Source organism: Streptococcus sp. 27098_8_76, assembly GCF_041432315.1.
GTDB lineage: Bacteria > Bacillota > Bacilli > Lactobacillales > Streptococcaceae > Streptococcus.
This window is the reverse complement of sequence record NZ_JAPVZI010000005.1, coordinates 126,422-149,103: the sequence shown is the minus strand read 5'-3', so window position 1 is coordinate 149,103 and position 22,682 is coordinate 126,422. Positions and strand designations below refer to the sequence as shown.

Here is a 22,682-nt window from a genome sequence, read left to right as displayed (position 1 = left end):
GGAGAATCATCATGAGAAAAACACCAGCTCAAACTGAGAAAAAAATGGTCTACAGCATCCGTTCCCTCAAAAATGGAACTGGTTCTGTCCTTATCGGCGCAAGCCTTGTCCTACTTGCTATGGCTACCCCAACTATCTCAGCCAACGAAAGTACACCAACCACTAACGCAAGTAATAGTGAAACTACTACTGCCCTTGCCCAACCTCTTACTGATGCAACAAACATCGCTGGCAAGAACGAAAGCGATTTTTCTTCACCTGATAGTGCAAACGCTTCCCTAGAGAAAAAAGAAGAAAAACCTGCAACAGAGCCAACAACTCCTGCTGCAACTCCAGCCGATTCAGCACCACAAACTGGACAAGATCGTTCAAGTGAGACAACTACTTCTACTAGTCCAGTAACGACTGAAACTAAGGCAGAAGAGCCCATCGAAGACAACTACTTCCGTATCCATGTCAAAAAACTTCCTGAAGAAAACAAAGATGCTCAAGGACTATGGACTTGGGACGATGTTGAAAAACCTTCTGAAAATTGGCCAAACGGAGCCCTGTCCTTTAAGGATGCCAAAAAAGATGACTACGGCTATTACCTAGATGTCAAATTAAAGGGAGAACAAGCCAAGAAAATTAGCTTCCTCATCAATAATACAGCTGGAAAAAATCTAACCGGCGATAAATCGGCCGAAAAACTAGTTCCAAAAATGAACGAGGCTTGGTTAGACCAAGATTACAATGTTTTCTCTTACGAGCCACAACCTGCAGGGACTGTTCGTGTCAACTACTACCGTACAGATGGCAACTATGACAAGAAATCTCTTTGGTACTGGGGAGATGTAAAAAATCCAAGTAGCGCTCAATGGCCTGACGGAACAGACTTTACAGCTACAGGCAAATATGGTCGCTATATCGACATTCCTCTTAAGGATGCCGCCAAAGAATTCGGCTTTTTATTACTAGATGAGAGCAAAAAAGGAGACGACGTGAAAATCCGTAAAGAAGATTATAAATTTACAGATTTGAAAAATCATAGCCAAATTTTCCTAAAAGACGATGATGAATCGATTTACACAAATCCATACTATGTCCATGATATCCGTATGACAGGTGCCCAACATGTAGGAATTTCTAGCATTGAAAGTAGTTTTTCAACACTAGTCGGTGCCAAAAAAGAAGATATCCTCAAGCACTCCAACATCACTAATCACCTAGGAAACAAAGTAACTATCACCGATGTTGCAATCGATGAAGCTGGTAAGAAAGTGACCTACAGCGGAGATTTCTCTGACACAAAACATCCATATACTGTTAGCTACAATTCCGACCAATTCACTACCAAAACAAGCTGGCGACTTAAAGATGAGACTTACAGCTATGATGGCAAACTGGGAGCTGACCTAAAAGAAGAAGGAAAACAAGTTGATTTAACCCTTTGGTCACCAAGTGCTGATAAGGTTTCTGTCGTTGTCTACGACAAGAATGACCCTGAAAAAGTGGTTGGAACTGTCGCTCTTGAAAAAGGAGAAAGAGGAACTTGGAAACAAACTCTAGATAGCACAAACAAATTAGGAATCACAGATTTCACTGGCTACTATTATCAATACCAAATCGAGCGTCAGGGTAAAACTGTTCTTGCACTCGATCCTTACGCTAAATCCCTCGCTGCTTGGAATAGTGATGATGCCAAGATCGACGATGCCCATAAAGTGGCTAAAGCTGCCTTTGTAAATCCAGCTAAACTAGGACCTCAGGACTTGACTTATGGTAAGATTCGCAACTTCAAATCGCGCGAAGATGCTGTCATCTATGAAGCCCATGTTCGTGACTTCACTTCAGATCCTGCCATCGCAAAAGACTTGACCAAGCCATTTGGTACCTTTGAAGCTTTCATTGAAAAACTAGACTACCTCAAAGACTTGGGTGTAACCCACATCCAACTCCTTCCAGTCTTGTCTTACTACTTTGTCAACGAATTGAAAAACCATGAACGCTTGTCTGACTATGCTTCAAGCAACAGCAACTATAACTGGGGATATGACCCTCAAAACTACTTCTCATTGACTGGTATGTACTCAAGCGATCCTAAAAATCCAGAAAAACGAATCGCAGAATTCAAAAACCTCATCAACGAAATCCACAAACGTGGCATGGGAGCTATCCTGGACGTAGTTTACAACCATACAGCCAAGGTCGATATCTTTGAAGATTTAGAACCAAACTACTACCACTTTATGGATGCTGATGGAACACCTCGAACTAGCTTTGGTGGTGGACGCTTGGGGACAACTCACCATATGACCAAACGCCTCCTAGTTGATTCTATCAAATATCTAGTTGATACCTACAAAGTAGATGGATTCCGCTTCGATATGATGGGAGATCATGACGCCGCTTCTATCGAAGAAGCTTACAAGGCTGCACGCGCCCTCAATCCAAACCTCATCATGCTAGGTGAAGGTTGGAGAACCTATGCTGGTGATGAAAATATGCCTACTAAAGCTGCTGACCAAGATTGGATGAAACATACCGATACTGTCGCTGTCTTCTCAGATGACATCCGTAACAACCTCAAATCTGGTTATCCAAATGAAGGTCAACCTGCCTTTATCACAGGTGGCAAGCGTGATATCAACACTATCTTCAAAAATCTCATTGCTCAACCAACCAACTTTGAAGCAGACAGTCCTGGAGATGTTATCCAGTATATCGCAGCCCATGATAACTTGACTCTCTTTGACATCATTGCCCAGTCTATCAAAAAAGACCCAAGCAAAGCTAAGAACTATGCTGAAATCCACCGTCGTTTGCGACTTGGAAACCTCATGGTCTTGACAGCTCAAGGAACTCCATTTATCCACTCTGGTCAGGAATATGGTCGCACCAAACAATTCCGTGACCCAGCCTACAAGACTCCAGTAGCAGAGGATAAGGTTCCAAACAAATCTCACTTGTTGCGTGATAAGGACGGCAATCCATTTGACTATCCTTACTTCATCCATGACTCTTACGATTCGAGTGATGCTATTAACAAGTTTGACTGGACTAAGGCTACAGATGGAAAAGCATATCCTGAGAATGTCAAGAGCCGTGACTATATGAAAGGTTTGATTGCCCTTCGTCAATCTACAGATGCCTTCCGACTTAAGAGTCTCCAAGATATCAAAGACCGTGTCCAACTCATCACTGTCCCAGGTCAAAATGGTGTAGAAAAAGAGGATGTAGTAATTGGCTACCAAATTACTGCTCCAAACGGTGATATCTACGCAGTCTTTGTCAATGCGGATGAAAAAGCTCGCGAATTTAATTTGGGAACTGCCTTTGCCCACCTCAGAAATGCTGAAGTTTTAGCAGATGAAAACCAAGCAGGGCCAGTCGGAATTGCCAACCCGAAAGGACTCGAATGGACTGAAAAAGGCTTGAAATTAAATGCCCTTACAGCTACTGTTCTTCGAGTCTCTCAAAGCCGTCCAGCTATGAAAGATAAACTAGAATTTGACCTTTCAAATTCTAGACAAGAACAAGGTCAAGGTCAAGAGCACAGTACAAGCGATATTCCAAACCGATCAAACAAACCTGAACATCAAAATACAGATCCAGCTCCACAAGCTAAACCTGATTCTACTAAACCAGATACAAAAGTAGCTGATGAAGAAAATAAACCTAGCCAAGCTACAACTGATTCACAAACTACACAAGTTTCACAACCAGCACAAGAAGTACAAGCATCATCTGTAAGTGAAGCTGTTCGAAACGAATCGGTAGATAACTCTAACAAGGAAAATATACCTGCAACTCCAGCTAAACAAGCTGAACTTCCAAATACAGGAACCAAAAACGATAACAAACTCCTGTTTGCAGGAATCAGCCTCCTTGCACTCCTAGGTCTCGGTTTCTTGCTAAAAAACAAAAAAGAGAACTAAACTAGCCCTCCTATAGAAAAATCCCCCAAGCATTATAGCTCGGGGGATTAATTTTTGTACAATATTTGTTGTCCTAATAAACTTGATTAAGATTTTTTATTAAACCTCTTTCATGGCGAAGTATGCCCGTACTTTTGGAGCCACTTGCGTGCCGAAGAGTTCAATAGCTCTCAGAACCTGGTCATGAGGCATGGAACCAAGCGGTAGATGGAGCATGAAGCGGTCCAAACCTAAATCCTCAATCATGCGAATCAATTTTTCTGCCACCTGATCTGGATTGCCCACAAACATGGCACCATTTGGCCCAACTTGCTCCAAATATTGTTCATAACGCAATTCCTGCCAGTGCGGACGGTCTTTAGAGATAGCATCCACCACTTGCTTGGTCGGATGGAAATAATCTTTCACAGCCTGCTCGCCATCTTCAGCAATCCAACCCCAAGAATGAGCTCCAACCTTTAGTTCCTGACTGGCATGACCCGCTTCGCTCCCAATCTCACGATAAGCCTGAATCAACTTTTTAAAATAACTCGGATTGCCACCAATAATGGCATAAACAATCGGTAGACCAGCCTGAGCAATCTTCACTGTTGATTCGACATGACCACCTGTCGCTATCCACAAGGGCAATTTGTCTTGAACTGGACGAGGATAGACTTCTTTTCCAGAGATTGTTTGTGTCAATCGACCTTGCCAGTCTAACTTGGTCTTTTCATTAACTAACTGGAGCAAGTCTAATTTCTCATCAAAGAGTGCTTCGTAGTCTTTCAAATCATAGCCAAATAGCGGGAAAGATTCCGTGAAAGAACCCCTTCCAGCCATAATCTCCGCACGTCCATTTGACAAAGCATCGATAGTGGCATACTGTTGGAACAAGCGAATCGGATCCATACTTGAGAGAATGCTGACTGCACTGGTCAAACGGATTTTCTTGGTATTGACTGCCCCAGCTGCCAGGACAATCTCTGGCGCTGATACTGCAAAATCCGCTCGATGGTGCTCACCAATCCCATACACATCCAAACCAACCTTGTCAGCCAGTTCAATCTCTGCCACCAACTGGCGAATACGTTCGGCATGACTGTAAGTTTGCCCAGTCCCTTCAAGCTCCGTTGTTTCCCCAAATGTTGAAATTCCCAATTCTACCATTTTGATACTCCCTGTCTAGTTCTGTCCTTCAATTTGAAAAATTATTCTAACACGAATCTTGAGTATAAGCAACCGATTTGCTCACAAGAAAAAGCCTAGATAACTAGACTTTTTTAGCTTATTCTACCGTTACTGACTTGGCAAGGTTACGTGGTTTGTCCACATCGAGGCCACGGTGGAGTGTTGCAAAGTAAGCGACTAATTGCGTTGGCACAACCATTGAGATTGGTGAGAGATAAGGGTGGACGGTCGTAAGAACGATGTCGTCTGTCTCTTTAGCAACATTTTCTTCTGCGATAGTGAGAACTTTGGCACCACGGGCTGCCACCTCTTGGATATTTCCACGAGTATGGTTGGCAAGGACTGGATCCGACAAGAGGGCCAAAACAGGCGTTCCTTCTTCAATCAAGGCAATAGTTCCGTGCTTGAGTTCTCCTGCCGCAAAGCCTTCACACTGGATGTAAGAAATCTCTTTAAGTTTGAGACTTGCTTCCATGGCTACATAGTAATCCTGACCACGTCCGATGTAAAAGGCGTTACGAGTTGTTTCAAGAAGATCACGAACCTTGGCTTCGATGGTTTCTTTCTCTGAAAGAGTTGATTCGATAGACTGAGCTACGATTGACAACTCATGCACCAAATCAAAGGCTTGCGCTTTGGCATTGCCATTTGCTTCTCCGACTGCTTTTGCAAGGAAGGAAAGGGCTGCGATTTGCGCTGTATAGGCCTTGGTTGATGCCACGGCAATTTCAGGACCTGCATGAAGAAGCATGGTATGGTTAGCTTCACGTGAAAGGGTTGAACCTGGGACATTTGTCACTGTCAAACTTGGGATTCCCATTTTATTAGCCTTGACCAAAACCTGACGACTATCCGCTGTTTCACCAGACTGGCTGATAAAGATGAATAGTGGTTTCTTGCTGAGAAGTGGCATACCATAGCCCCACTCAGATGAGATTCCAAGTTCAACTGGTGTATCTGTCAATTCTTCCAGCATCTTCTTAGAAGCAAATCCTGCGTGGTAAGATGTCCCAGCTGCAAGGATGTAGATACGGTCTGCGTCTTGAACAGCCTTAATGATATCTGGGTCTACAACAACTTGACCAGCCTCATCTGTGTAGGCTTGGATGAGTTTCCGCATAACCGTTGGTTGCTCGTCAATTTCCTTGAGCATGTAGTAAGGATAAGTTCCCTTACCGATATCAGACAAGTCAAGTTCAGCAGTGTAACTAGCACGCTCACGACTATTGCCATCGTAGTCTTGAACTTCCACACTATCAGCCTTAACAATTACCAACTCTTGGTCATGAATTTCCATGTATTGGTTGGTCTCACGAATCATAGCCATAGCATCTGAGCAGACCATGTTATAGCCTTGTCCAAGACCAATCAAAAGTGGTGATTTATTTTTAGCTACGTAGATGACTTCAGGATTTTGTGAGTCAACCAAGGCAAAGGCATAAGAACCACGGATGATATGAAGGGCTTTTTTGAAGGCTTCAAGAACTGACAAACCGTCTTCTTCCGCAAATTTTCCAATCAAATGAACGGCTATTTCCGTATCTGTTTGCCCTTTGAAATTGTGACCTGCAAGGTATTCTTCCTTGATTTCAAGATAGTTCTCAATCACCCCATTGTGCACCAAAACAAAACGTTCTGTCTCAGAGCGGTGTGGGTGAGCATTGTCTTCCGTTGGTTTCCCGTGAGTCGCCCAACGAGTATGTCCAATACCAGTTGTTCCCTCAACACCAGCTGTCTTAGCAGACAATTCTGCAATACGGCCTACCGCCTTGACTAGATGGTTTTCAGCACCACCTAGGACAAAAATCCCCGCAGAATCATAACCACGGTATTCGAGCTTTTCAAGCCCTTGAATCAAAATATCAGTTGCATTTGTGTTTCCAACAACACCAACAATTCCACACATAGTATATACGACACAGACCAGCTGTGCTTTCTCCTTAAAATTGGTATAGTCTAATTCCTCTTTTATAGAATCAGCAAAAACAGTATATACTTGTTTCTTTCACTTGTCAAGAGTAAAAATTGGTATAGCTCAAATTAAGCTCCTGTAAGCAAAAAACTCTGGCCAATTAGGATAATCAGTCAGAGTCCTTTTTTAAAATCCATTATTGTCGCTTAATTCCTTGAACCAGTGCCCTGATTTCTTCAGACGACGTTCTTGCGTTTCCAAGTCTAATTCGACCAAACCATAGCGATTTTTATAGCTGTTGAGCCATGACCAGCAGTCAATAAAGGTCCAAATTAAATAGCCCTTACAATTGGCTCCGTCTTCAATGGCACGGTGCAGTTCACGAAGATGACCTTTTACAAAGTCAATACGGTAATCATCTTGAATCATTCCATTCTCACGGAATTTTTCTTCCCCTTCAACACCCATACCATTCTCAGTCAACATCCACTCGATATTACCATAATTTTCCTTGATATTTTGGGCGATGTCATAAATCCCTTGCTCATAAATCTCCCAGCCACGGTGAGGATTGATTTTACGTCCAGGCATCACATAAGGCTCGTAAAAATGTTCTGGTAAGAGTGGACTCTCTGGATGCTTAGCAAATCGAGGAGCCATAACACGCAAAGGTTGATAGTAGTTGACACCAAGGAAGTCCACCGTATTGTCACGAATGAGCTCCAACTCCTCCTCTGTAGCATCAGGCAAGAGACCGTATTCATGCAAGATTTCTACTAACTCCTGTGGATAAGTCCCCAAAACGGACGGATCTAAGAAAGATTGGGCCTGAAAAAGGTCCGCAATACGAGCCGCCTTAACATCAGCAGGATGCTGACTGCGTGGATAAGCCGGTGTCAAGTTTAAGACAATCCCAATCTTGGAATCAGGCAAGAGTTCATGACAAGCCTTAACCGCCCGACTACTGGCCAATTGTGTATGATAAGCTACTTTAACAGCTGCCTCTGCATCCACCTTATGTGGATAATGGGCATCGTAAAAATAGCCAAATTCTACAGGAACGATGGGCTCGTTAAAAGTAATCCATTGATCCACTAAATCTCCATAAGTCTCAAAACAAAAACGAGCATAGTCTTCATAGGCTGAGACAGTTGCCTTATTTTCCCAACCATCACCATCCTCTTGAAGGGCAAAAGGTAAATCAAAATGATAAAGATTCACTAAAAGACGAATCCCTTTGGCCTTAATAGCCTCAAAAACCTTACGGTAAAAGTCTGCACCTTGAGGATTGACTTTCCCACGCCCTTGTGGAAAAATCCGTGACCACTGAATAGAAGTCCGAAAGGCCGTATGACCAGTTTCTAACAGTAGCTCAATATCCTTTTCCCAATTTTCATAAAAGGTCGATGTCTTATCTGGATCAATTCCATTATAGTAGCGATTTGGCTCCACTTGGTACCAATAATCCCAGAGATTATCTCCCTTACCGTCACCAGCTATACGTCCTTCTGTCTGCGGCCCAGAAGTAGAGGATCCCCAGACAAAATCCTTTGGAAATCTTAGCATACATTTACCTCTTTATCTACTCATTTTTCCCATTATACAGAAAAAACAAGGTAAAAACTAGTTACATTTTTTCCTTGTTTTTCTTCTGATTATAGTTTTTATTTCTTGCTGAGGATTTCAAGCGTTTCGAGCAAGTTATCTGCATGAACTTCGATAGTGTCACCAGTCGCTTTAATCTTGACTTCTACGATGCCATCGGCCGCTTTTTTACCAACGGTGATGCGGATTGGCAACCCAATCAAGTCGCTATCGCTAAATTTGACTCCGACACGTTCGTTACGATCGTCCGTTAAGACTTCATAACCAGCTCCCATCAAGCTTGCTTCAAGCTTTTCTGTCAAGGCTTGCGCTTCTTCGTCCTTGACATTGACAGTGATCAAGTGCACATCAAATGGTGCCAATTCTTTAGGGAAGTTGATTCCCCAAGCGTAACGGTATTCACCTTTTGGCGTTTTGTTAACAAAGAGGCGAGCGTGTTGCTCCATCACTGCTGAAAGGAGACGGCTGACACCGATACCGTAACATCCCATGATAATTGGCACAGCACGGCCATTTTCATCCAAAACATCTGCTCCCATGCTTGCTGAATAGCGAGTGCCGAGTTTGAAGATGTGACCAATTTCGATACCACGCGCAAAGTTAAGGACACCTTGTCCGTCTGGGGAAATTTCACCCTCACGAACTTCACGTATATCCACATATTCTGCAGTAAAATCACGACCTGGATTCACACCAGTCAAGTGGTAACCATCTTCATTAGCACCGACAACTGCATTGCGAACATCTTGCACCTTACGATCTGCAATAATTTTAATATTCTCTGGCAAACCAACTGGTCCAAGTGAACCGAATCCTGCTTGAACAAGATTCGCCACTTCTTCTTCGCTAGCAACGTCAAAGAAATCTGCTCCCAAGTGGTTTTTCAACTTAACTTCGTTGAGTTGATCATTTCCAACTAGAAGGACCGCAACAAGCTCACCATCTGCCATGTAGAAGAGAGTTTTAATTGTTTGTTCTTCTGGAACGTTGAGGAAGGCTGCAACTTCATCAATTGATTTAACATCTGGAGTTGCAACACGAGTCACTTCTTCTTCAGCGACAACACGGTTGCTTGGTTTGTACTCGTTTGTTGCCATTTCTAAGTTAGCCGCATAGCTAGACTCACTTGAGTAAGCAATGGTATCTTCACCAGAAACCATCCATTTGAGCAATTCTGCCTTGATTTCTTCTTGTACTTCTGCAGGAATTTCGTCAAATGAGGCAACTGACTTGTCCAAGACAACCCAGCGGTCAAGGTCTGTACGAGCAGGTGTAATGGCCATAAATTCTTGGCTGTCCTTACCACCCATAGCTCCACCGTCACCAATGATAGCCTTGAAGTCTAAACCACTACGAGTGAAAATACGCTCATAAGCAGCCTTGTACTCATCGTAAACACTGTCCAAGCTATCATAGTTAGCGTGGAAACTGTATGCATCCTTCATGATAAACTCACGTGTACGGAGAAGTCCATTACGTGGGCGTTTTTCATCACGATACTTAGGTTGGATTTGGTAAAGGTTGAGTGGCAATTGCTTGTAAGACTTAACAGAATCACGGACAATAGCTGTAAATGTCTCTTCGTGGGTTGGACCTAGGATAAAGTCTGATTTTTCACGATTTTTTAGTTTATAAAGGTCTTCACCGTAGGTTTCATAACGGCCAGATTCACGCCAAAGATCGGCACTAAGAAGAGCTGGAGCCAACATCTCAACAGCCCCAATCTTGTCGAATTCTTGGCGCATGATATTTTTAGCTTTCTCAATAACACGGTTAGCAAGTGGTAGATAAGAATAAACACCTGCTGAGACTTGACGAACATAACCAGCTCGCAACATAAGAGCATGGCTGATAACTTGAGCATCGCTTGGCATTTCGCGAAGCGTTGGGATAGGCATTTTACTTTGTTTCATAATATTCCTCGATTATCTAAAAAAGAGTCGCATAATGTCATTCCAAGTCACAGCAATCATCAAGACAACCATGATGACCACTCCGGCCAAGGTGACATAGGTTTCAATTTCTTGTTTCAATGGTTTGCGGCGGATGGCTTCCAGGATATTGAGCACAATCTTACCACCATCCAGGGCTGGAATCGGAATAAGATTAAAAATCCCGATATTGATGGAAATCATTGCCAAGAAGTACAAGACATTCTCAATTCCATTTTTAGCAGCATCACTACTTGCCTTAAAGATGGCAACAGGTCCACCTAGCTTGTTCAAATCCGGTTGGAAAATCAGATTTTTCAGAGCTGATAGAATTCGTAGGGCCGAGTCAGCAGCAGTTGTAAAACCACCTACAAACATGGATACAAAATCCGACTTAATTCCCGGTTGAACACCTAGAAGGTAACGACCTTGATTTTCTTCTGGAGTAACCGTAACTTGTTTGTCACTACCCTTTTCAGAAATAGTCACATTCAAGGTCGGGGCCGTCTTACCTTTGGTTTCTGTTTCCACAGCCTGAATCAAGCTTTCCCAGTTGTTAATCTCATGTGAGCCAATCTTGGTAATTTGTGCCGTTTCTGGTACTCCTACCTTAGCCAAAGCCCCTTGAGGCATAATATGGAACTGGTTGGTATCGACATCTCTGACACCACCCTGCATGAAGATTAAAATCCAGAAAACAACAACCCCTAAGATAAAGTTGTTCATAGGGCCTGCAAAATTAGTAATCAGTTTCCCCCAGATAGTCGCATTTTGATATTGAACATCTAAAGGTGCAATCCGAACCTCAGTACCATCTGCTTCCACAACCGTTGCATCGTGATCCACTGCAAATGTTTTTTCTTCTTCCAGAACCAAGCCCTTGATAAAGAGCTTGTCTTCAAAATCAAACTGGGTCACCTGCATAGGAAGAGCTGTTTGATCCAATTTTTTACCTGAAAGATTGATGCGCTTAACCTTACCATCATCAGCAAGAGTCAAACTGACAGGAGTTCCTGTCTTGATTTCAGTTGTATCATCACCCCAACCGGCCATGCGAACATAGCCACCCAGAGGCAAGATTCGAATGGTATAGGCCGTTCCATCCTTGCCAATGTGAGCAAAGATTTTGGGACCCATACCAATGGCAAATTCACGCACTAGAATCCCTGATTTCTTGGCAAAGTAGAAGTGTCCGAACTCGTGCACCACCACAATAATCCCAAAAACCAGAATAAAGGTTAAAATTCCGAGCATAGTATTTCCTCCGTCTTTTGATTAAAAGAGTCCAAATAAGTGCATAATTGGAAATACAAGCAACATACTGTCGAAACGATCCAAAACACCACCATGTCCAGGGATAAATTTCCCAGAATCCTTGACACCAAAGTGACGCTTGATCGAACTTTCTAGTAAATCACCAAATTGTCCAGCAATGCTAAAGAAAATAGCAAAGACTGACATCTTGTAAATTCCATACGGCAGAGCAACTGTACTGTCAAACATCATAAAGATGATGGTTACTAAAATCGCACCTAAAATACCACCCAAGGCACCCTCAAAGGTTTTATTTGGAGAAACTGTCGGAGCTAGTTTTCGTTTACCATAGTTCATCCCAACAAGATAGGCACCACTGTCTGTCGCCCAAACAATACACAAGGCTAATAGTGCCTTATCTAAACCTGCAATTCTAGCATCTAGTAAAGCATTAAATCCAAAGCCTACATAGAAACTCATAGCAAGCGGGAAAACAGCATCCTCAATCGTATAGGACTTGCTAAAAACGGTCGTTCCTAACATAATTGAAATCAACACACTATAAGCAACAACATTCCCATCAACTGGCAAAAAAGTCAAGTAATTCTCCAAGGGAATGGTCAAGGCAAAGGTTGCAAAGAGGGTTAAGAGGCCCTCCATCGTCATGGTCTCTAGACCTCTCATCTTCAAAAGTTCATGCATGGCTAGCATGGCTATGATTCCAATTGCTATCTGAAGCAAGAGTCCCCCAATCATTAAAATCGGTAGGAAAATAGCCAGAGCAACCCCTGCAAACAAGGTTCTTTTCTGTAAATCCTGTGTCATATTTCCTCCTAAACTCCTCCAAATCGGCGATGACGACGATTGTAGGCAAGAATGGCTTCCTGCAAGGCTGCCTCGTCAAAATCAGGCCACAAGGTGTCTGTAAAATAGAGCTCACTGTAGGCTCCCTGCCATGGAAGGAAATTGCTCAAACGCAATTCTCCACTAGTACGGATAATCAAGTCTGGGTCTCGTAAGTCCTTAGGCAAATGCTGGGTAAAGAGATAGTTGCCAATCAATTCCTCTGTGATGTCACCTGGGTTGATTTTGGCATCTAACACATCCTGGGAAATCAACTTAAGAGCCTGTGTAATCTCAGCACGTCCACCATAGTTGAGGGCAAAATTAAGTATCAAGCCGGTGTTGTTCTTAGTCAATTCTTCAGCCTTGGTCAGAGCTTCAAAGGTTTGCTTAGGCAGGCGGTCCGTTTCCCCAATCATTTGAATCTTCACATTATTCGCATGCAATTCCGGGACATAATTATCATAAAACTCTACTGGCAAGTTCATGATAAACTTGACTTCCTGATCTGGACGGGTCCAATTTTCCGTAGAAAAAGCATAAACTGTAATCACCTTGACACCCAGTTTGTTGGCTGCCTTGGTCACAGTTTGCAATGCTTCCATGCCCGCCTTGTGTCCGAAAACCCGCGGTTGCATACGTTTTTTAGCCCAACGGCCATTGCCATCCATGATGATGCCGATATGAGCAGGAACCTGTGTCGGAACCTCTACTTCCACAGCCTTATCTTTCTTAAAAAATCCAAACATGATCTTATTCCTATTCAAAAATCTATCGTTTCATTATACCATATTTCCCTATTTTCTTCTATCACTAAGCTATTTATACTCTTCGAAAATCTCTTCAAACCATGTCAGCTCTATCTACAACCTCAAAACAGTGTTTTGAGCAACCTGCGGCTAGCTTCCTAGTTTGCACTTTGATTTTCATTGAGTATTATTCTCAGGCACAAAGCCCATTTTTCAAAAAAATAAGCCGCCTGATTGGGCGACTTTATTTTTATAGGGAGATTATTATGAAAAAGTTTTAGGAGTTTAAGTTAAGGTCTTCTTAACTTATGAACTTAGTATACACTCCCTAGCTTAAAGTTTCCTTAAGTATTTTTAAAAATCAAATTTTTCCATTTCTCCTGCCAATTTTTCTTGGATAGACGTGTTTGATAAAGTTCCATTCGGTCTTGATTCTCTAAAAAATGAGGAGTTGGACGAACTTGAAAATTCAAAATATCCTCCAAACTATAAGGTGCATAGAGTTCAAAATCTGATTCTTCATTCAAGCGTAGTCCAACTGCCGTACACCGTTCTGGATACTTACTCATGGCATCACGGGAACTGATATAGGGAGCAGTATGAGGACTGTGCTGGTGCATGTAGACTTGATTTTTCAATTCCCACTGGTACTGAGGAAAATCCTCTCGCAGTTTTTTCTCTAGGGACAGGGTTTCCTCATAAGAAATATCTGGATCAAAGAAAATCACATCTACATCTGTTTCACAGTCAAAAGGGGATTTGTCTGACAAGAGATTCCAGATGAAATTTCTGACAGAACCTGCTGCCAACCAGGAATCTTTCAGACCAAGGTTTCGGATGATAGTCAGAATAGCCATCATATCCAGATTTTCTCTGAAAGCTTCCAGAATTTCTTGATTATTTTTCATTGTACTCATACCCCAAATGCTCATATGCCTTAGCAGTCGCCACTCGTCCAGACCGTGTCCGCATGATAAAACCTTTCTGGATTAGGTAAGGTTCGTACATATCCTCAACCGTCTCACGCTCTTCTGCTATGTTAACAGAAAGAGTTCCTAGACCAACAGGGCCACCACCGTACATCTCAATCATGGTCCGAAGGATTTTTTGGTCCACATAGTCCAAACCTTCATGGTCAACATCCAGCATGGTCAAAGCCTTATCGGTAATAACATCATCGATAACCCCATTCCCCATAATCTGGGCAAAATCTCGCACGCGTTTGAGGAGACGATTGGCAATACGGGGGGTTCCACGGCTACGTAGAGCCAACTCAGATGCTGCCTCATGAGTAATTTCCATCTCAAAAATATCTGCCGTCCGCTCGACAATTTCCGTCAAATCAGCATGGTCATAATACTCCATATGACCTGTAATTCCAAAACGTGCCCGTAGCGGATTGGAGAGCATACCAGCCCGAGTCGTCGCACCAATCAAAGTGAAAGGTGGCAACTCCAAATGAACACTGCGACTACCTTCACCAGCACCAATCATGATATCGATATAAAAGTCCTCCATGGCACTATAAAGCACCTCTTCCACCGACATAGGCAAGCGATGAATCTCGTCAATAAAAAGGACATCCCCAGGCTCTAAGTCATTCAAAATCGCTACTAGATCTCCGGCTTTTTCAACGACAGGCCCAGACGTCTGCTTGAGATTGACACCTAGTTCGTTGGCAATAACAAAAGCCATGGTCGTCTTCCCCAATCCTGGAGGTCCAAATAAGAGGACATGATCCAGCGCTTCATCCCGCATTTTGGCAGCTTCAATAAAGATTTGGAGCTGGTCCTTGACCTTGTCCTGTCCAATATATTCACGTAAATACTGAGGACGGAGCGTGCGTTCTACTAACTCCTCATCCCCCATTATCTCATTATCTAAAATTCTACTCATGGCTCTATTATATCAAAAATCCAAGCCACAAACAAAAAAGCCACTGGATTGGCGACTCCCGACTTTAGCACTTATGTGATATAATATTTTACGGCACTGCTACACCGCCTGCGAAAGGAGGTGAATTAGCCCATGATGGATACAATACTTAAAACTATCATCGGACCAATTGTGGTCGGTGTCATTCTTCGATTAGTCGATAAATGGCTAAACAAGGACAAATAGTGTCAAAAAGACCCCAAGCTTATTTGGACGTGAGCTTGGGGTCTTTTCTAGCCTATGATATAGACACAATACTTAATTCTCTTTTATTATCCCATAGTTCACAAAATTTGTCAAAACTTTACATCCTCTTTAACCGCTGTACGACAAGACGTTCAAGATTAAGCGAAAGTTATCGGAAAATGATGTTTAGAAAACTCCCGAAAAGCCTGAAATAGAGCCAAAAAACTCCACCTGATTGGGTGCCTCCCGAGTTTAACATTTATGTGGTATAATATTATACGGCACTGCTACACCGCCTACGAAAGGAGGTGAGATAGCCCATGATGGAACTAATCCTTAAAACTATCATCGGACCGATTGTGGTCGGTGTCATCCTTCGCTTAGTCGATAAATGGCTAAACAAAGATAGATAGTGTCAAAAAAGACCCTAAGCTTAATGTGGAAGTTAGCTTGGGGTCTTTTCTAGTCCATGATATAGAACTAATCCTTAATTCCTCTCCATTATCCCACAGTTCACAAAATTTGTCAAAACTTTACATCCTCAGCTTCTCAAGCTTTAACCGCTTTACAACAATATGATGACTCACTCCTTGACAACCAAGAGCATTATTACAGCAGTTCCAGTCCTTCAATTAACAGTCACTTACAATCAAATTGAGTTTGAAGTAGCTGAAGTAACAGCAAACCTATTTCTTAGTCATATTCGCTAAAAAGATCCCCGCCAATTCCCCGACCAAAATCCGAAAAATATCGAAAAATTATTTTTAGAATAGTCCCAAAAAGCCTGAAATAGAGCCAAAAAACTCCACCTGATTGGGTGGAGTTAAGGGAGATTATTATGAAAAAGAAAAGTTTAGGATTTTATTAAATAAAGTTAGGAGGTCTTTATTTAATAACTATATGATACAAGACAAAGCTTAAAACTAGCTTAACTTTTTCTCAGATTCTACCATTTTGCAGAAAATCACTATCACCATCACCTCACAAAAAAGCCACCTGATTGGGTGACTTCATTAGGAGATTATGATGAAAAAAAGTTTTAGGATTTCATTAAATAAAGTTAGGAGGTCTTTATTTAATGACTATATGATACTAGACCAGCCTTAAACTTTGCTTAAGAAAAAACAAGTTTTGTTATTTTTCTCGATTCGTCCAAGTCATCCCTATACAATTATAGGTGGATAAGATTTCAAAGCCCATAGAACGATAGAAGCCCAAGATTCTTTCTGTCTGTTCTGTTACCAGCTGGACTTGATAGGTATCTTTGTAATCCTCTAAAGCCTCTTTCATTAGGGCACTACCAATTCCTTGGCGCTGATAGCTAGGTAAAACGATTAAATCCTGAACCAATACTGATGAGAATCCATCTCCAACCAAACGAATCAAGCCCACCACAGCATCGCCATCAAGCGCCAGATAAATCACTAATGAATGAGACAAGGCCTTCTCCAGCATCTGAGGTTGATGGGTATAATTTGTCCAACCTACTGCCTGATAGAGATGCAAAATATCCTCTAGCTTGACAATTTCTTGCTTTCTAATAGTTATCATGTCATCACCTCTTAGAATTCTCTCAAGCTCTTGTACTGCCGTCCATTTTTATCAAAATTTTCAGGCGCCAACCATGTTTCCAAACGAGATTTGACTTTTGGCCAGTCCTTATCAATCATAGACAACCAATCCGTATCCCTTGTACGCCCCTTATAAACCACTGCCTGACGGAAGGTTCCTTCGTAGACAAATCCCAAACGCTCCGCTGCTCGTCTTGATGACAGGTTAAGAGCATCGCATTTCCACTCATAGCGACGATAGTTAAGCTCCTCAAAGACATAGCAAGCCAAGAGATACTGAGCTTCTGTCCCTATCCGTGTCCCCCTGAGTTTTGGAGAAAAAGTGACAGCTCCCACTTCTATTACTCGGTTATTCTGGTCAATGCGCATGAGAGAAAAAGTTCCCAAAGCCTTACCAGTTGCCTTGTCTACAATCGCATAGTAAAAACGATCCTTACGAGCCAACATCTGATTTAAAAGGGCAACCAGCTCCTCCCTATCTGCCACTGCTTCCTGAAAGAGGTAGGTCCACATCTCCCGAGGAGTATCCGGACCATAAACAGCTAGCAAATCCTCCGCATGCTTTTCCACTGAAAGAGCTTCTATTCGAGCATAACGCCCTTCTAAGAAATCAATAGAAGGCAGTGCACCGGGTGTATAACCTTCCATTGACTCACCAATCATCTGACCATATTCATTTACTGGCATAGCATTCTCCTTGTTTCACTTATTGAATATAGTATAACATATCTCAATGAAAATTTTAGGAAACACTTGGTTTTCTATTCAATAATGCAAACTCCTCTTATAAAAATCATCCATCCACTTTATGGAGGAATAATCAAATATGGGAACGAGTGAGGTAATGCCCCTTATGCTTCTCTCTATTTTTTACTGTTTGTATTCAAATTTCTCTTGTTTTAGTGTTTGCTTTTGTAGACTGGACTACCAACCAGAACTGTGTTTTTATCTTAGTTAGGACTATTATAGTACGGTTCAGCACTATCTACAAATTCTTCAGATGTGTATCAAAAAAATTTATCGTAACAAGCCAAGAGTCTACACTTTCTTTCATTAATAGGCGCCAATCTTTTCGATAACGATGATTCGGTTGATAAGCAACCGTCAACATATGCCCTGTTTCATGGTATTTTTTAAACAAAATGGATTCCCCTTTATAGTGTGAAATAATATCATCTATCGCGGATGATGCATTCCATATTTCATCAACATCACTTCCTAGTAATAATAAAGGAGAGAAAATTTTACTCACATCAATCTGAGCCCTACTATCTTCAGGAATATGTTTTCCAAAAAACTTGTTTAACAAATAATCTCCTAACTGAAATTTTTGATAAGGAAGTTCCTTTTGTAAATATGTCCAAGAAGATGAATTAGAATTGAGTTTTCCCTTTATTCCCTCCAATATTACATTTGAGGGAGAATTGAGTACTAAACATTGCACATCATCCAAAATACTTTGTCCAGCCAGAACAAGCTCTGCTCCTTTAGAGCGACCATATATTCCTATTTTTGTATTATCAACTTGAGGATGATGATATAGAAAATCTTTCGCTTCCTCCAGACATTCTATTGGAATTCGTTCTAAATTTTGGGGTAATCCCTCTAAACCAAAATAAGCTATCGCAAGACAAATATAGCCTCTTGATGATAAAAGTTGGGCAATATTCTGAGCTTTTTCAATTCTTCCCTCACTACCGCTAACAATAATCACGGCTGGCGCCCTTCTTAACTTTTCATCATAAAATAATCGACCTTGAAAATGCTTATCATAGATATCTTGATATCTTACTCCCAGATTCATATAACGCCTTACGAAACTTTGCTCCGCGATCACATCTTTCCCCATCTTGATTTTAATTTCAACACCAAAACAATCTCGCAATGGAATTCTATCAAGAGAACTAGGTAATCTCCTTTTCCTATTCTTCAACGGTTTCGCATTAAAGAATAAGCCCATTTCTGAAACGCCTTTATAAGATCCTGAAATAGATGCTGTCTGAGAGGTATCAATCATACCGTCCTGATCAGATAAAAAAATGGCAGTTGATTTCCACATAACATCATGATCTAAAAGTAAGGGAGCATTTATACAGTAATAATCAGACAGGTGCATTTCTACACAATACCTTGTCCTTGGTTCTAAACCATTGATAGTAATATAAAAAGATTCATCTGCTAAGTCAGTTTGTGAAATCAGTTCAATGTTTACAGTCATACCTTCTCCTTTTTGTTAATACACTTAACAACTGAATTTAAAATTTACCGCGACTTTTACCACGGTAATTCTCCCCACACCTTTTCAATATCATCCATCAATTTCACAACTGTTTGAAGTTCCATCTCGCTATAGTTGTTTAAAACTGAAAAGACCGATTTTTCAATATGTGCTTGTTGCTCCTTATGGATTTTTAAAATTTCGATGCCTTTTTCAGATAATCTCAAATATTTATTTTTCCCATTATTCGGATCAAAATCAAAAACAACTAAATTTTTTTGAATCAATCTTCTAACATTTTGAGTTATTGCACTTCTCGAAACTTCTAATAATTCAGATAATTTTACTAGATTTAAGGGCTGATTTTCCCCAATCACAACAATCAAATGTACCTCATTCAAAGTAATGGATTTGTCAACACCACTTTTATGTTGATTTTTTTTTAACTGGTCAAACGCTAAAATAAATCTATTGAAACGATTATTAAATGCAATAAATTCTTTTTTATCCATAATCTCTCTTTCCTTTGTTAATCATATTAACAAAATAGAAACTTCCTGTCAAATAAAAAATCCTCCAGATTCTACTCTGAAGGATTCCTATCTTATTTCACAACAATATTAACTAATTTATTCGGTACCGCAATCACTTTCACGATGTCCTTACCGTCAATTTCTGCCTTGACTTTTTCATCAGCGAGAGCAATTTCTTGCAATTCTTCGCGAGAAAGGTCTTTGGCTACCATCAATTTAGCACGGACTTTTCCTTTGATTTGGACGACGATTTCGATTTCGTCTTCAACCAATTTACTTTCGTCCCATGTTGGCCAAACCACGTAAGAGATTGACTCACCTGTTGCCACAACTGTTTGCCAGAGTTCTTCTGCCAAGTGAGGTGCAAATGGAGCAATCAATTGGATAAATCCTTTGGCGTAGTCTACATAGAGCTTGTCTTCCTTGTTAGCAGCGTTGACAAAGACCATAAGTTGGGCAATGGCTGTGTTGAATTTGAGGGACTCAATTTGTTCTGTGACAGCTTTGACCGTTTCATTGTAAACCTTGTCGAGAGAGCCATTGTTTTCCGCAAGGATTTCTTTACTTGTAATCAAACGGTAAACACGGTCAAGGAACTTACGGCTTCCTTCCAGACCTTCTTCTGACCAAGCGATTGAAGCATCAAGTGGACCCATGAACATTTCATAAACACGAAGGGTGTCGGCACCGTATTGCTCCACTACGTCGTCTGGGTTAACAACGTTCTTGAGCGATTTAGACATCTTGGCTGGCGCTTGCTCTAACTCTTCCCCTGTTTCCACATGGAAGAAGGAACCGTCACGTTTTTCAACCTTATCGGTTGCCACAAGAGCGCCACGGTGGTCACGGTAACTTGTTCCCAAAATCATTCCTTGGTTAAAGAGTTTTTGGAATGGTTCCTTAGTTGGAACAACACCGAGGTCATAGAGGAATTTGTGCCAGAAACGAGCGTAAAGCAAGTGAAGAACGGCATGCTCTGCACCACCAACGTAGATATCTACTGGCAACCATTGTTTGAGAAGGTCCTCATCAGCCAATTTCTCAGTATTATGCGGGTCAATATAGCGGAGGTAGTACCAGCTTGAACCTGCCCATTGTGGCATGGTGTTAGTTTCACGACGACCCTTGACACCATCTTCACGAGTCACTTCAAGCCAATCTGTCAAGTTAGCTAGTGGACTTTCACCAGTACCTGAAGGACGGATATCCTTGGTTACAGGCAAGACAAGCGGCAATTCACTTTCAGGAACAGCTGTTGAAGTTCCGTCTTCCCAATGAATGATTGGAATCGGCTCACCCCAATAACGTTGACGGCTAAAGAGCCAGTCGCGGAGACGGTAGGTAACCTTCTCTTGTCCACAGCCTTTTTCTTCCAACCAAGCCACAATCTTGGCAATAGCGTCTTCTTTGTTGAGTCCATCTAGAAAGTCTGAATTGACGTGAAGACCATCTTCTGTGTAGGCAGCTTCTGCTACGTTTCCACCTTCCAGTACTTCTACGATTGGAAGTCCAAACTGTTTGGCAAATTCCCAGTCACGTTGGTCGTGGGCAGGAACAGCCATAACGGCACCTGTGCCGTAACTAGCAAGAACGTAATCCGCAATCCAGATTGGAATTTCCTTGCCATTGATAGGGTTGATTGCATAAGCACCTGTCCAGACACCTGTTTTTTCTTTGGCAAGGTCTGTACGAGCCAAGTCAGACTTGAGGCTAGCTTGGTGTTTGTAGTCTGCTACTGCTTCTGCTTGCTCTGGACTTATGATGGCGTCTACTAATTCATGTTCAGGAGCCAGAACTGTGAAAGTCGCACCGAAAAGAGTATCAGGACGAGTTGTAAAGACTGTGAATTCCTTATCTGTTCCCTTAACTTTAAAAGTTACATTAGCACCAGTTGATTTCCCGATCCAGTTGCGTTGCATGTCCTTGATAGACTCTGGCCAATCAAGTTCATCTAAGTCATTAAGCAAGCGCTCTGCGTAAGCCGTGATTTTGAGCATCCATTGGCGCATTGGCTTGCGGACAACTGGATAGCCTCCACGCTCAGAAGTTCCGTCAGGAAGAACCTCTTCGTTAGCAATGGCAGTTCCCAATTCCTCAACCCAGTTTACTGGCACTTCAGCTTCATATGCCAAGCCTTTTTCGTAAAGCTTAGTGAAAATCCATTGGGTCCACTTGTAGTAGTTTGGATCTGTTGTATTGACTTCACGATCCCAGTCATAAGAAAATCCAAGCGCATTGATTTGGCGTTTGAAGTTGGCAATGTTCTCAGATGTAAATTCTGCTGGGTCATTACCAGTATCCATAGCGTATTGCTCTGCAGGCAAACCAAAAGCATCCCAACCCATTGGGTGAAGGACATTATAGCCTTGCGCACGTTTGTAACGGCTGAGGATATCTGTCGCTGTATAACCTTCTGGGTGTCCTACGTGCAGACCCGCTCCAGACGGATAAGGGAACATATCAAGAGCATAAAACTTCGGTTTTGATGCATCTGTTCCTGTCTTAAATGTATGATGTTCTGCCCAGTAGCCCTGCCACTTAGGCTCAATTTCTTTATGATTGTAAAAACTCATGGTCTCTCTCCAATTTTGTGATGTTACTATTATACCATTTTTGGGGGAATTTGAAATGTGTTAAAAGAAAAAACTGTATACTGTATCTCATTAATTTTGATGACTATGGATTGCTCTATCACCCACTTTTTTATCTTATTGTTATGCGGGAAATCAAAGAGCACAACAAGAAGCTTATCTCTTATAATACAAAATACTAATTTTAGACCGAAGATAAGACTGGAATACTAATTAATGTATTTACAATAAATAGCTGAACAACCTGTATTGCTTTCTGATTTATAA

18 protein-coding genes are annotated in these 22,682 nt (G+C 41.7%); 4 read left to right on the top strand and 14 right to left on the bottom strand.

Annotated elements, in window-relative coordinates; all coding sequences use genetic code 11:
• Positions 1–11 precede the first annotated feature (11 nt).
• Positions 12–3,917 carry a pullulanase gene (locus O3636_RS05090; RefSeq protein WP_371642036.1) on the top strand — a complete coding sequence of 1,302 codons (3,906 nt, stop codon included), beginning with the start codon at positions 12–14 and terminating at the stop codon, positions 3,915–3,917.
• A 99-nt stretch (positions 3,918–4,016) separates the two neighbouring features.
• On the opposite strand, the gene O3636_RS05085 is transcribed toward O3636_RS05090, so the two are convergent.
• The 9 genes from O3636_RS05085 to ruvB all read right to left on the bottom strand — a co-directional run bounded on the left by O3636_RS05085 (position 4,017) and on the right by ruvB (position 15,277).
• Positions 4,017–5,066, bottom strand: a complete 1,050-nt coding sequence (locus tag O3636_RS05085; protein ID WP_371642034.1) for an LLM class flavin-dependent oxidoreductase — start codon at positions 5,064–5,066, stop codon at positions 4,017–4,019.
• A gap of 118 nt (positions 5,067–5,184) precedes the next feature.
• Positions 5,185–6,993: a glutamine--fructose-6-phosphate transaminase (isomerizing) gene (glmS, locus tag O3636_RS05080; RefSeq protein WP_371642032.1), complete on the bottom strand. Its 1,809-nt coding sequence runs from the start codon at positions 6,991–6,993 to the stop codon at positions 5,185–5,187.
• 192 nt (positions 6,994–7,185) lie between these two features.
• On the bottom strand, positions 7,186–8,565 hold the full coding sequence (gene bglA / locus O3636_RS05075) for a 6-phospho-beta-glucosidase (protein ID WP_293959529.1): 1,380 nt from the start codon (positions 8,563–8,565) through the stop codon (positions 7,186–7,188).
• Between the two features lie 98 nt (positions 8,566–8,663).
• On the bottom strand, positions 8,664–10,517 hold the full coding sequence (locus tag O3636_RS05070; protein WP_371642030.1) for a proline--tRNA ligase: 1,854 nt from the start codon (positions 10,515–10,517) through the stop codon (positions 8,664–8,666).
• A 12-nt stretch (positions 10,518–10,529) separates the two neighbouring features.
• Positions 10,530–11,789: an RIP metalloprotease RseP gene (gene rseP / locus O3636_RS05065; protein WP_371642028.1), complete on the bottom strand. Its 1,260-nt coding sequence runs from the start codon at positions 11,787–11,789 to the stop codon at positions 10,530–10,532.
• Positions 11,790–11,810: 21 nt separating this feature from the next.
• Positions 11,811–12,614, bottom strand: a complete 804-nt coding sequence (locus O3636_RS05060; RefSeq protein ID WP_371642026.1) for a phosphatidate cytidylyltransferase — start codon at positions 12,612–12,614, stop codon at positions 11,811–11,813.
• Positions 12,615–12,622: 8 nt separating this feature from the next.
• Entirely contained in the window at positions 12,623–13,381 is a 759-nt protein-coding gene (locus O3636_RS05055; protein WP_000466719.1) for an isoprenyl transferase, read from the bottom strand.
• 344 nt (positions 13,382–13,725) lie between these two features.
• A complete protein-coding gene (locus tag O3636_RS05050; RefSeq protein ID WP_371642020.1) occupies positions 13,726–14,298 on the bottom strand; it encodes a nucleotidyltransferase family protein in 573 nt (190 codons plus the stop codon).
• Positions 14,279–15,277 (bottom strand): Holliday junction branch migration DNA helicase RuvB, encoded by a 999-nt coding sequence (gene ruvB, locus O3636_RS05045; protein WP_371642018.1) that lies wholly within the window; start codon positions 15,275–15,277, stop codon positions 14,279–14,281. Before ruvB ends, O3636_RS05050 begins: the two co-directional genes overlap by 20 nt.
• Positions 15,278–15,409: 132 nt before the next feature.
• On the opposite strand from ruvB, the gene O3636_RS05040 reads away from it, so the two are divergent.
• The 3 genes from O3636_RS05040 (at position 15,410) to O3636_RS05030 (ending at position 16,212) form a co-directional block, all read left to right on the top strand.
• Positions 15,410–15,502 (top strand): type I toxin-antitoxin system Fst family toxin, encoded by a 93-nt coding sequence (locus O3636_RS05040; protein WP_173306478.1) that lies wholly within the window; start codon positions 15,410–15,412, stop codon positions 15,500–15,502.
• A 320-nt stretch (positions 15,503–15,822) separates the two neighbouring features.
• A complete protein-coding gene (locus O3636_RS05035) occupies positions 15,823–15,915 on the top strand; it encodes a type I toxin-antitoxin system Fst family toxin (RefSeq protein ID WP_000970294.1) in 93 nt (30 codons plus the stop codon).
• 162 nt (positions 15,916–16,077) lie between these two features.
• Entirely contained in the window at positions 16,078–16,212 is a 135-nt protein-coding gene (locus tag O3636_RS05030; RefSeq protein ID WP_371642016.1) for a hypothetical protein, read from the top strand.
• A gap of 424 nt (positions 16,213–16,636) precedes the next feature.
• Here the strand turns inward: O3636_RS05030 and O3636_RS05025 are convergent, their stop codons facing one another.
• From O3636_RS05025 to leuS, 5 genes are all read right to left on the bottom strand, one after another.
• Positions 16,637–17,053 carry a GNAT family N-acetyltransferase gene (locus O3636_RS05025; protein ID WP_371642014.1) on the bottom strand — a complete coding sequence of 139 codons (417 nt, stop codon included), beginning with the start codon at positions 17,051–17,053 and terminating at the stop codon, positions 16,637–16,639.
• Positions 17,054–17,064: 11 nt separating this feature from the next.
• Positions 17,065–17,760 carry a GNAT family N-acetyltransferase gene (locus O3636_RS05020; protein ID WP_371642012.1) on the bottom strand — a complete coding sequence of 232 codons (696 nt, stop codon included), beginning with the start codon at positions 17,758–17,760 and terminating at the stop codon, positions 17,065–17,067.
• 298 nt (positions 17,761–18,058) lie between these two features.
• Positions 18,059–19,291, bottom strand: coding sequence for an acyl-CoA thioesterase/BAAT N-terminal domain-containing protein (locus O3636_RS05015; RefSeq protein WP_371642010.1), 1,233 nt, complete (start codon positions 19,289–19,291; stop codon positions 18,059–18,061).
• A gap of 56 nt (positions 19,292–19,347) precedes the next feature.
• The gene (locus O3636_RS05010; RefSeq protein ID WP_173253131.1) at positions 19,348–19,803 is read right to left on the bottom strand and encodes a MarR family transcriptional regulator; all 456 of its coding nucleotides are present in this window, start codon (positions 19,801–19,803) and stop codon (positions 19,348–19,350) included.
• Positions 19,804–19,895: 92 nt separating this feature from the next.
• Positions 19,896–22,397, bottom strand: a complete 2,502-nt coding sequence (gene leuS, locus O3636_RS05005) for a leucine--tRNA ligase (RefSeq protein ID WP_371642007.1) — start codon at positions 22,395–22,397, stop codon at positions 19,896–19,898.
• Positions 22,398–22,682 lie beyond the last annotated feature (285 nt).

Excerpts from the sequence above, each read along its gene's own strand:
- O3636_RS05035 (WP_000970294.1), top strand. The coding sequence starts at position 15,823 with ATGATGGAACTAATCCTTAAAACTATCATCGGACCGATTGTGGTCGGT.
- O3636_RS05030 (WP_371642016.1), top strand. The coding sequence starts at position 16,078 with ATGATGACTCACTCCTTGACAACCAAGAGCATTATTACAGCAGTTCCA.
- ruvB (WP_371642018.1), bottom strand. The coding sequence starts at position 15,277 with ATGAGTAGAATTTTAGATAATGAGATAATGGGGGATGAGGAGTTAGTA.
- O3636_RS05090 (WP_371642036.1), top strand. The coding sequence starts at position 12 with ATGAGAAAAACACCAGCTCAAACTGAGAAAAAAATGGTCTACAGCATC.
- O3636_RS05010 (WP_173253131.1), bottom strand. The coding sequence starts at position 19,803 with ATGGATAAAAAAGAATTTATTGCATTTAATAATCGTTTCAATAGATTT.
- O3636_RS05015 (WP_371642010.1), bottom strand. The coding sequence starts at position 19,291 with ATGACTGTAAACATTGAACTGATTTCACAAACTGACTTAGCAGATGAA.
- O3636_RS05025 (WP_371642014.1), bottom strand. The coding sequence starts at position 17,053 with ATGATAACTATTAGAAAGCAAGAAATTGTCAAGCTAGAGGATATTTTG.
- O3636_RS05020 (WP_371642012.1), bottom strand. The coding sequence starts at position 17,760 with ATGCCAGTAAATGAATATGGTCAGATGATTGGTGAGTCAATGGAAGGT.
- O3636_RS05060 (WP_371642026.1), bottom strand. The coding sequence starts at position 12,614 with ATGACACAGGATTTACAGAAAAGAACCTTGTTTGCAGGGGTTGCTCTG.
- O3636_RS05040 (WP_173306478.1), top strand. The coding sequence starts at position 15,410 with ATGATGGATACAATACTTAAAACTATCATCGGACCAATTGTGGTCGGT.
- O3636_RS05055 (WP_000466719.1), bottom strand. The coding sequence starts at position 13,381 with ATGTTTGGATTTTTTAAGAAAGATAAGGCTGTGGAAGTAGAGGTTCCG.
- glmS (WP_371642032.1), bottom strand. The coding sequence starts at position 6,993 with ATGTGTGGAATTGTTGGTGTTGTTGGAAACACAAATGCAACTGATATT.
- O3636_RS05070 (WP_371642030.1), bottom strand. The coding sequence starts at position 10,517 with ATGAAACAAAGTAAAATGCCTATCCCAACGCTTCGCGAAATGCCAAGC.
- O3636_RS05085 (WP_371642034.1), bottom strand. The coding sequence starts at position 5,066 with ATGGTAGAATTGGGAATTTCAACATTTGGGGAAACAACGGAGCTTGAA.
- leuS (WP_371642007.1), bottom strand. The coding sequence starts at position 22,397 with ATGAGTTTTTACAATCATAAAGAAATTGAGCCTAAGTGGCAGGGCTAC.
- O3636_RS05050 (WP_371642020.1), bottom strand. The coding sequence starts at position 14,298 with ATGAGTACAATGAAAAATAATCAAGAAATTCTGGAAGCTTTCAGAGAA.
- bglA (WP_293959529.1), bottom strand. The coding sequence starts at position 8,565 with ATGCTAAGATTTCCAAAGGATTTTGTCTGGGGATCCTCTACTTCTGGG.
- rseP (WP_371642028.1), bottom strand. The coding sequence starts at position 11,789 with ATGCTCGGAATTTTAACCTTTATTCTGGTTTTTGGGATTATTGTGGTG.